The organism is Neisseria sp. HMSC31F04, from assembly GCF_001807735.1.
GTDB classification, from domain to species: Bacteria; Pseudomonadota; Gammaproteobacteria; order Burkholderiales; family Neisseriaceae; genus Neisseria; species Neisseria elongata.
The window spans coordinates 99,002-106,972 of the sequence record NZ_KV790786.1 but is presented as its reverse complement, the minus strand read 5'-3'; the positions used below and the strand labels follow the sequence as shown (position 1 = coordinate 106,972).

Here is a 7,971-nt window from a genome sequence, read left to right as displayed (position 1 = left end):
GGCCGTCTGAAAAAGGTTTTCAGACGGCCTGTCGCCGCATCGGGACGGATAGGGTGATTTCAACCATTCTGAACCACACCAAACCGACAATGCTCAAAACAAAAAGGAACGCCGAAGCGCTCCTTTTTAAGCATGATGCTTTACAAAATTATTTGCTGGCAGCAGATGCAGCGGCATCAGCAGCAGATGCAGCAGCCTCAGCAGCAGAAGCAACAGCTTCGCTGGCAGAAGCAGCAGCTTCGGTAGCAGCAGATGCAGCTTCGGTAGCAGCAGATGCAGCTTCAGTAGCGGCAGCAGATGCAGCGCTAGCAGCAGCTGCGGCAGTGTTAGCGGGCTTATCGCCACAAGCAGTTAAAAACAAAGACATCAAGGCAGCAGCCAAAAGAGATTTTTTCATGTTAAACACCTAACTTAAAAATAATATATAAACCAATAAAATATCAGCAAAAATACACCATCCAGCTCCGCTTTGGACGGATGGAAATTTTGCAGATTCATGCTGAACATCCGCAATTATGCACATCCGCTCCTGCAAAATCAATCATACTTTTGACCTGCATCACACAATAGTAAGCATATACAAAGTACAATCTCCCGTTTTTGCAACAAAATACATGCAATAAGCATATACAAAACATTGGTATCCGACACCACCCTAGCTATATTTTTTCATTTCCATCACTGTGTTAATCATCATTTGTTGATACCCTGGTTAGACATTCGCATAAAATATCTATTTATCAAAATATCGGTTTATACGTAGCAAAAACGCAACAATAATCTTCAAATAGCAGAGGGGTGACTGCACTCCCCTAAACCCGACAGCAAATAACAAAGCACATACGGGTACTATGCTACAATGCAATCTTTAACAACCTGTTCCGAAAGACATCCATGATTAAAAAAGACACCGTCGTCGGCCTGCATTACGAAATGTTTGATGCCAACGACCAGCTTATCGACAAAACAGAGCAGCCGATTGTGTATCTGCACGGCGGTTACGACGGTATTTTCCCTCTGGTGGAAGAAGCGTTGCACGAAAAAAACATTGGCGACGAAGTGGATGTCGTATTGCAGCCCAACGATGCTTTCGGCGAACATGACTCCGACCTCATCCGTATCGAATCTGCCGACGCTTTCCCAACAGAAGTCAAACCCGGCATGATGTTTGAAGCCGATATGCCTGACGGCGACGTGGTGGTGTTCCGCGTAGAAGATGTGGCGGAAGGCAAAGTCGTGGTAAACGGCAACCACCCTTTGGCCGGCATGAAAATCCGCTTTAAAGCCAAAATAGAAAGCATCCGCCCGGCAACCGCAGAAGAAATCGAACACGGCCATGTTCACGGCCCGCACGGCCATCATCACTGATCAGCCTGTCCCAAATCATTATTAAGGCTGTCTGAAAATCGATTTTCAGGCGGCCTTTTATCTTAACTAGTCCGGTTTTCCCATCTTTTTAGGCTTTTTTCCTACCGAACCGGACTTCACCGTACACATATAGTGGATTAAATTTAAATCAGTACGGCGTTGCCTCGCCTTGCCGTACTATTTGTACTGTCTGCAGCTTCGTCGCCTTGTCCTGATTTAAATTTAATCCACTATAATTGTGCTTTCCCGCTTTCTTCTATCCAACCTTGGGCAAGCGGCAGGCCCGCCAAACAGCCGGTTTCAAAAAATCCTGCTTAAACAATCCTGAACGGTATCAATCGCATCAAATTCGGCTTGCGGTTTTTATGCGTTTATCCATTCCCTATTCAGGGCATTTTCCAAATTTCACGATATATTCGTAAGCCTTGCGATAGCTGGACTTCCCATACAGCACATCATCAACCATACACTTTCCGCCATTGCAGGAAATCTTGAAATCATTATCGACCCGGCGTTTTCCCTCAACCAAATAATGCGCGTGCACCATGCCGTTCGGACGCACGGAAATCTTCAATTTCTGCACCCACGGCACTTCGCTGTCGCCGTTACTGAAGCCCAATTGATAATGCTCGAACAACTCGCATTCCATCGGCTCGTCCCGATAGGCAATCTTCTCCCCCTTGCGGACAATCCGTTTAAACTCAGGAGAGGCATATTTCATAAAACCTTGTTCCCGATAAATCTTTTCCACCAAACGGATTTTCTCCGCATCCCGGTCATTGCCCGCCCATGCCGTGCAAACGGCGCAAAGCAGCATAGACAACATCACACCCTTCGTTTTCATATTATTTCTTGTCAAACCAAAATCATCATATTCTAATTTCCATCAGTCTGTACAGCAAATCAAACCTCAAGGCCGTCTGAAAACGCTATAATCACAGCCGCCGCCTTTTCAGACGGCCAGAACACCATCAAGGAAAGCATCATGGACTTAACCGAAACCCAAATCGGCAGCGAACCCATTTTTAACGGCACATTTGTCACCATCGCCTGCGACACCGTCCGCCTGCCCAACGGCAATGACAGCAAACGCATCGTCATCCGCCATCCCGGGGCGGCCTGCGTTTTAGCCGAAACCCCTGACAACAAAATCGTCTTTGTCCGCCAATGGCGTTACGCCACCGGCCAAGCCCTGCTCGAACTGCCGGCCGGCAAACTCGACGCAGGCGAAGACCCTGCCGCCTGCGCCCTGCGCGAGCTGGCGGAAGAAACGCCTTATGCAGCTGAAAAAGTGGAATTGGCCGCCACCTTCTACACCGCGCCGGGATTCTGCGACGAAAAAATGTATCTCTACCGCGCCATCAATATCAGCAAAAGCAGCAAACTGCATCCCGACCAAGACGAATTCGTCGAAACCGTGCTGCTGGACCGCCAAGAAGTACTGGCCGCCGTCAGAAACAACGAAATCCAAGATGCAAAAACCTTAATCGGCCTGCAGCACTGGCTACTGGCAGAGGCCGTCTGAAAAAGCCACCAACCGCCCTACCCCGCCTTTCAGACGGCCTCCACCGACAACCGGCATCATCCGCCAACTGTCAAAGCCACACTAAAACCTTTATAATCCCGCCGTCTGCCACACCGAAGCAAAACAACGGAGCACAAAATGGACTTTGCAAAAGCACGTTTCAATATGGTCGAGCAACAAATCCGTCCGTGGGACGTGTTGGAATTCGACCTTCTCGACGCACTGGAAGCCATCCCGCGCGAAGCCTTTGTCGGCGAGGAACAGAAAAACTATGCCTACGCCGATATTGCGCTACCCCTGCCCAACGGCGGCTCCATGCTGGAGCCTAAAATCGTCGCCCGCATGATTCAGGGGCTGGCCTTGAAAAAGACCGACAAAGTGCTGGAAATCGGCACCGGTTCGGGCTATGCCTCTGCCGTCTTATCCAAACTGGCGGCGGAAGTGGTTACCGTCGACATCGACCCCGAACAACAAGCGCGCGCGAAAGCCGTACTGGACGGATTGGGCTACGACAACATCGTTTTCCAAACCAACGACGGCCTGATGACGCAAAATGCCGCCGCCCCGTTTGATGCCGTATACGTCGGCGGCGCGGTGGACGACATCCCCGAAATCCTGAAACAACAATTGCGCGACGGCGGCCGCCTGATTGCCGTTACCGGCAGTCATCCCGTTCAGCGCGCCCGCCTGATTACCCGGAACGGCGACAGTTTCAGCGAAAAAACACTGTTCGACACCCTGATTCCCAACTTGAACGGCAAAAAAGCCGCTCCTTTCGGCGGATTCGATTTTTAAACCATACTTCCATGATGCAGCTTGCGGCCGGGCATTTCCACCCGGCCGTTTCTACTCAAAGGCCGTCTGAAAACGGCAAACCGCATTCACACAAACCGAAATCCGATTATGTACGACATCCCGCAACTGACCCCGCAACAACTGCAAGACAAACTCTCCGCATCCTCCGATATCCTGCTGCTGGACGTACGCGAACCGGAAGAAGCCGCCTTCTGCCGCCTGCCGAACAGCATTCTGATTCCGATGAACGAACTGTCCATGCGCCAAAACGAATTGCCGGACGGCAAAGAAATCGTCGTCTATTGCCACCACGGCATCCGCAGCCAATATTGCGCCCTCTATCTGGCCGATGCAGGCTTTGAGCAAACGGCAAACCTGAAAGGCGGCATCGACGCGTGGGCGCGCGAAATCGATCCTGCCATGCCCCGCTATTGACCGGCTGCCCTTTTCGGATAAACAAAGGCCGTCTGAAACTATTTTTTAGACGGCCTTCATTTACTTCAAATATTTGCTTTAAACATTCAAACGCGGGTAACGCGCCGGACATTCGGAATGCTGTGCAAGGCGTGGATAATGCTGTTTAACTGTTTCAAATCTTTGGTTTTGATTCGGAACTTGAATTCGATGAACCCTTCCGTGCCCGATTGGCTTTGGGAAGGCGTATCCACTGCCTCGATATCCGCCCCCTGCTCCGACATGGCTTGCGCCATTGCCGCCAGCAGTCCGTGGCCGTCTTGCGAAGCAACCAGCAAATTGGTGTGATAATTGCGCCCGCCTATGGCCTCCCAATCTGCATCCAGTTGCTGGTCGGAATCGCTTTTCAGGAGGTTGGGACAAGTATCGCGGTGGATGATGATGCCTTGATCCTTAATCAATACCGCACGGATGGCATCGCCCGGAATAGGGTTACAGCAGGGGCCGAGGTGGACACGGCCGGTCTCGTTACCGTTGATTTTTATCGGGCTGAGTTTGACCTCGCCGCCCAAATGCTGCCCGGCCAATTCAGCAATATGCATCGCCACGGATACAGGCAGGGTATGCCCCATACCGACGTTGTACAACACATCTTCAAAACTGGTCTGCTTTTCAGTCAAATCATTCAGATAGGCTTCTTTCAGTTCTTCAGACAGTAAAACATCGCGCGGCAACAGGCTTGACAGGGCTTTTTGCAGCAGGCTCTCACCCAATTCCACCGCATCGTGCCGGTTCATGTTTTTGATGTAGCTTCGAATCGCGCTGCGTGCGCGGCTGGATACGGCAAAACTCAGCCAGGCGACATTCGGCCGTGCCTGTTCGGAGGTAATGATTTCCACCGTATCGCCGGTTTTCAGCGGAGTGCGAAGCGGAACCGGGCTGTTATTGACCCGGGCGGCCACGGTGCTGTTGCCGATGTCGGTATGCACCGCATAGGCAAAATCAACGGGGGTCGCGCCTTCGGGCAATACCAATATCCTGCCTTTGGGGGTAAAAATGTACACTTCGCTGGGGAAGAGATCGACTTTGACGTGTTCCAGGAACTCAATCGCATTTGCCGAGCGTGCCTGCAAATCAAGAATGTTTTGCAGCCATTTGTTGGTATTGAGCGTTGCCTGATCGAGTTTGTCATCGCCGGATTTATATGCCCAATGGCTGGCCACGCCGCTTTCCGCCACTGCATTCATCTCGCGCGTGCGTATCTGGACTTCTATCGGCAGGCCGTGCGGGCCGGTCAGCGTGGTATGCAGGCTTTGATAGCCGTTGCTTTTCGGAATGGCGATATAGTCTTTGAATTTTCCCGGTTTGGGCTGGTATAGATTGTGCAACGCACCCAATGCGGCATAGCAGGCTGGGATGCTGTTGGTAATCACGCGGAAGCCGTAAATATCCATCACTTCGTCAAAGCGCAGGTGTTTGTTGCGCATTTTCTGATGGATGCTGTAGAGGTTTTTTTCCCGCCCTTTGATTTGCGCTTCGATATTGGCACCGACGAGGCGTTGGCTGAAAGCGGCCAACACCTTGCCCACCACGTCGCGCCTGTTGCGGCGGAAATTGTTCATGGCTTTTTGCAGTGTGCGGTAGCGGGCGGGATGGATATTTTGAAAAGCCAAATCCTGCAATTCCCGATAAACGGGGTTCAAACCGATACGGTTTGCAATCGGGGCATAAATTTCCAGCGTTTCCTGGGAGATGCGGCGGCGTTTTTCCAGCCGCATCGAACCCAGCGTGCGCATATTGTGCAGGCGGTCGGACAGTTTGACGATTATGACGCGCATGTCTTTGGTCATCGCCAAAATCAGTTTGCGGAAACTTTCCGCCTGATGTTCGGTTTGATTGTCATACTTCAGTTTTTCCAACTTGGACAAGCCGTCCACCATATCGGCAACGGTTTCGCCGAATTCCGCCGCCATTTCCTCTTTGGTCGTACCGGTGTCTTCCAAAACATCGTGCATCAGCCCCGCACTCAGGGTTTGGAGGTCCATGCGCCACTTGGCCAATTCCGTCGCCACGGCAATCGGGTGCGTGATGTACGGCTCGCCGCTTTTACGCGTTTGCCCGTCGTGCGCACGGAAGGCATAGGCGCACGCTTTTTCCAAACGCTGCTTGTCTTCCTGGGAAAGGTAGGAGGCGGTTTTGAACAGCAGGCTGCGCGCTTCGGCAGTCAGCGGGTCATAAGGGGCGGCGGCTTGAGGCGCAGACATTTTCAGACGGCCTGTTTGATGTTATTTGCTGCGGTTCAGGATGTCGGCCGTAATTTGGCCGGCGGCGATTTCGCGCAGGGCGGTAACGGTGGGTTTGTCGTTACGCACATCTTCCACCAGCGGCGTAGTGCCGTTTTCCAGTTGACGTGCACGACGTGCGGCAGCAAGAGTCAGGTCGAAATGATTGGGGATTTTGTCGGAACAGTCTTCTACTGTAATACGTGCCATGTTTTGCGTCCTTATCGATAATAAATTGTTTAAAATAGTGGAATTAAAAATTTTCGGACAACAGTCCTTCAATGAAATTTTTCTGCCGCACCTGGGTTTGTCGTTGAGAACGGATAATCGCGCTCAATTGTGCTTCGGCTTCTGCTAAATCGCGGTTAACAACCACATAGTCGAACAATAGGGATTGTTCGATTTCGCCGCGTGCCTGCCGCAGCCGTTTCTCAATCACTTCCGCGCTGTCGGTGTTGCGGCCGCGCAGGCGTTCGGACAATACGGCAAAACTCGGCGGCAGGATAAAAATGCTGACGGCCTCCGGCAGCGCACGGCGCACCTGCTCCGCACCTTGCACGTCGATTTCCAGGATAACGTCGAAACCTTGGCGTTGCAGTGCTTGCAGACCGTTGAAGCTGGTACCGTAGTAATTGCCGAACACATCGGCATGTTCGAGGAATTCGCCTTTGCCTATCATACCCTCGAATTCGGCCGTGCCGACGAAATAATAATGTTCGCCGTTCCTCTCGCCTTCGCGCGGCGAACGGGTGGTATGGGAAATGGAAACGCGGACATCGGCGTGGGCCGACAACAGCCGGGAAACCAGTGTGGTTTTACCCGTGCCGGAAGCGGCTGAGATGATGAAGATATTGCCGGGAGTCGGTTTGTTCATGATAGTAAAATCGGCTTAATAACGGTTCTTGATTATAACGCATCCCTCTGCGGAATAGAAAATTTGTTACAATGGGCGCTTTTGATTTCAGCCATGAGGATACGGCGGTGTTGATTCATCCCGAAGTAATGGGCGTGGAAGCCCTGTTTGAAAAAATGCGGAAAATTCCCAACTGGCCCGAGGAAGGCATTCTGTTTCACGACATTACGCCCATCCTGCAAAGCCCGCAATATTTCCGCCTGTTGGTGGATTTGCTGGTTTACCGCTATATGGATCAGAAAGTCGACGTTGTGGCCGGTTTGGACGCACGCGGCTTTATCATCGGCGCGGCCCTGGCTTATCAGCTGAATGTCGGCTTCGTACCCATCCGCAAAAAAGGCAAGCTGCCGTTCGAAACCGTTTCCCAAAGTTATGCGCTGGAATACGGTGAAGCAACGGTGGAGATGCACACGGATGCCTTCCATAGCGGCGCGCGCGTTTTGCTGGTGGACGACTTGGTAGCCACCGGCGGCACCATGCTCGCAGGTGCGGAGCTTATCCGCAGACTCGGCGGCGAAGTGCTCGAAGCTGCTGCTATTTTGGAATTTACCGATCTGCCGGGTGGCAAACGCATCCGCGATGCGGGCGTTCCGCTGTTTACCCTGTATCAAAACGAGGGCTGCATGCCGAAATAGAGAAAATCGGCTTCGCTTTCGTTACCGTGCCGACTTGCC

General features: G+C 52.0%; 10 protein-coding genes. 5 read left to right on the top strand and 5 right to left on the bottom strand.

The features are described 5' to 3' along the window. Window positions 1-148 precede the first annotated feature (148 nt). Window positions 149-397, bottom strand: coding sequence for a hypothetical protein (locus HMPREF3107_RS12525; protein WP_083284608.1), 249 nt, complete (start codon window positions 395-397; stop codon window positions 149-151). Between the two features lie 497 nt (window positions 398-894). Between HMPREF3107_RS12525 and HMPREF3107_RS03590 the strand changes: the two genes are divergently transcribed. After that, window positions 895-1,368, top strand: coding sequence for an FKBP-type peptidyl-prolyl cis-trans isomerase (locus HMPREF3107_RS03590; protein ID WP_003773678.1), 474 nt, complete (start codon window positions 895-897; stop codon window positions 1,366-1,368). A 382-nt stretch (window positions 1,369-1,750) separates the two neighbouring features. Here HMPREF3107_RS03590 and HMPREF3107_RS12300 read toward each other — a convergent pair whose 3' ends face one another. Beyond that, window positions 1,751-2,212: a hypothetical protein gene (locus HMPREF3107_RS12300; protein WP_210391384.1), complete on the bottom strand. Its 462-nt coding sequence runs from the start codon at window positions 2,210-2,212 to the stop codon at window positions 1,751-1,753. Window positions 2,213-2,353: 141 nt separating this feature from the next. Between HMPREF3107_RS12300 and HMPREF3107_RS03580 the strand changes: the two genes are divergently transcribed. From HMPREF3107_RS03580 to HMPREF3107_RS03570, 3 genes are all read left to right on the top strand, one after another. Continuing rightward, window positions 2,354-2,893, top strand: a complete 540-nt coding sequence (locus tag HMPREF3107_RS03580) for an NUDIX hydrolase (RefSeq protein WP_070453557.1) — start codon at window positions 2,354-2,356, stop codon at window positions 2,891-2,893. A gap of 138 nt (window positions 2,894-3,031) precedes the next feature. Then, the gene (locus HMPREF3107_RS03575; protein WP_070453554.1) at window positions 3,032-3,688 is read left to right on the top strand and encodes a protein-L-isoaspartate O-methyltransferase family protein; all 657 of its coding nucleotides are present in this window, start codon (window positions 3,032-3,034) and stop codon (window positions 3,686-3,688) included. Between the two features lie 108 nt (window positions 3,689-3,796). After that, window positions 3,797-4,123, top strand: a complete 327-nt coding sequence (locus HMPREF3107_RS03570) for a rhodanese-like domain-containing protein (protein ID WP_070453551.1) — start codon at window positions 3,797-3,799, stop codon at window positions 4,121-4,123. An 86-nt stretch (window positions 4,124-4,209) separates the two neighbouring features. Here HMPREF3107_RS03570 and HMPREF3107_RS03565 read toward each other — a convergent pair whose 3' ends face one another. Genes HMPREF3107_RS03565 through gmk form a run of 3 tightly spaced genes read right to left on the bottom strand, consistent with a single transcriptional unit; the run spans window position 4,210 to window position 7,258 of the window. After that, window positions 4,210-6,366 carry a RelA/SpoT family protein gene (locus HMPREF3107_RS03565; protein WP_070453548.1) on the bottom strand — a complete coding sequence of 719 codons (2,157 nt, stop codon included), beginning with the start codon at window positions 6,364-6,366 and terminating at the stop codon, window positions 4,210-4,212. Between the two features lie 21 nt (window positions 6,367-6,387). Continuing rightward, a complete protein-coding gene (gene rpoZ / locus HMPREF3107_RS03560; RefSeq protein WP_070453546.1) occupies window positions 6,388-6,594 on the bottom strand; it encodes a DNA-directed RNA polymerase subunit omega in 207 nt (68 codons plus the stop codon). Window positions 6,595-6,637: 43 nt separating this feature from the next. Then, entirely contained in the window at window positions 6,638-7,258 is a 621-nt protein-coding gene (gene gmk, locus HMPREF3107_RS03555) for a guanylate kinase (protein WP_070453542.1), read from the bottom strand. A gap of 71 nt (window positions 7,259-7,329) precedes the next feature. On the opposite strand from gmk, the gene HMPREF3107_RS03550 reads away from it, so the two are divergent. Further along, window positions 7,330-7,932: an adenine phosphoribosyltransferase gene (locus HMPREF3107_RS03550; RefSeq protein ID WP_141742821.1), complete on the top strand. Its 603-nt coding sequence runs from the start codon at window positions 7,330-7,332 to the stop codon at window positions 7,930-7,932. The last annotated feature ends 39 nt before the right edge of the window (window positions 7,933-7,971 follow it).

Excerpts from the sequence above, each read along its gene's own strand:
- gmk (WP_070453542.1), bottom strand. The coding sequence starts at position 7,258 with ATGAACAAACCGACTCCCGGCAATATCTTCATCATCTCAGCCGCTTCC.
- HMPREF3107_RS03575 (WP_070453554.1), top strand. The coding sequence starts at position 3,032 with ATGGACTTTGCAAAAGCACGTTTCAATATGGTCGAGCAACAAATCCGT.
- HMPREF3107_RS03590 (WP_003773678.1), top strand. The coding sequence starts at position 895 with ATGATTAAAAAAGACACCGTCGTCGGCCTGCATTACGAAATGTTTGAT.
- HMPREF3107_RS12300 (WP_210391384.1), bottom strand. The coding sequence starts at position 2,212 with ATGAAAACGAAGGGTGTGATGTTGTCTATGCTGCTTTGCGCCGTTTGC.
- HMPREF3107_RS03570 (WP_070453551.1), top strand. The coding sequence starts at position 3,797 with ATGTACGACATCCCGCAACTGACCCCGCAACAACTGCAAGACAAACTC.
- HMPREF3107_RS12525 (WP_083284608.1), bottom strand. The coding sequence starts at position 397 with ATGAAAAAATCTCTTTTGGCTGCTGCCTTGATGTCTTTGTTTTTAACT.
- rpoZ (WP_070453546.1), bottom strand. The coding sequence starts at position 6,594 with ATGGCACGTATTACAGTAGAAGACTGTTCCGACAAAATCCCCAATCAT.
- HMPREF3107_RS03565 (WP_070453548.1), bottom strand. The coding sequence starts at position 6,366 with ATGTCTGCGCCTCAAGCCGCCGCCCCTTATGACCCGCTGACTGCCGAA.
- HMPREF3107_RS03580 (WP_070453557.1), top strand. The coding sequence starts at position 2,354 with ATGGACTTAACCGAAACCCAAATCGGCAGCGAACCCATTTTTAACGGC.
- HMPREF3107_RS03550 (WP_141742821.1), top strand. The coding sequence starts at position 7,330 with ATGGGCGCTTTTGATTTCAGCCATGAGGATACGGCGGTGTTGATTCAT.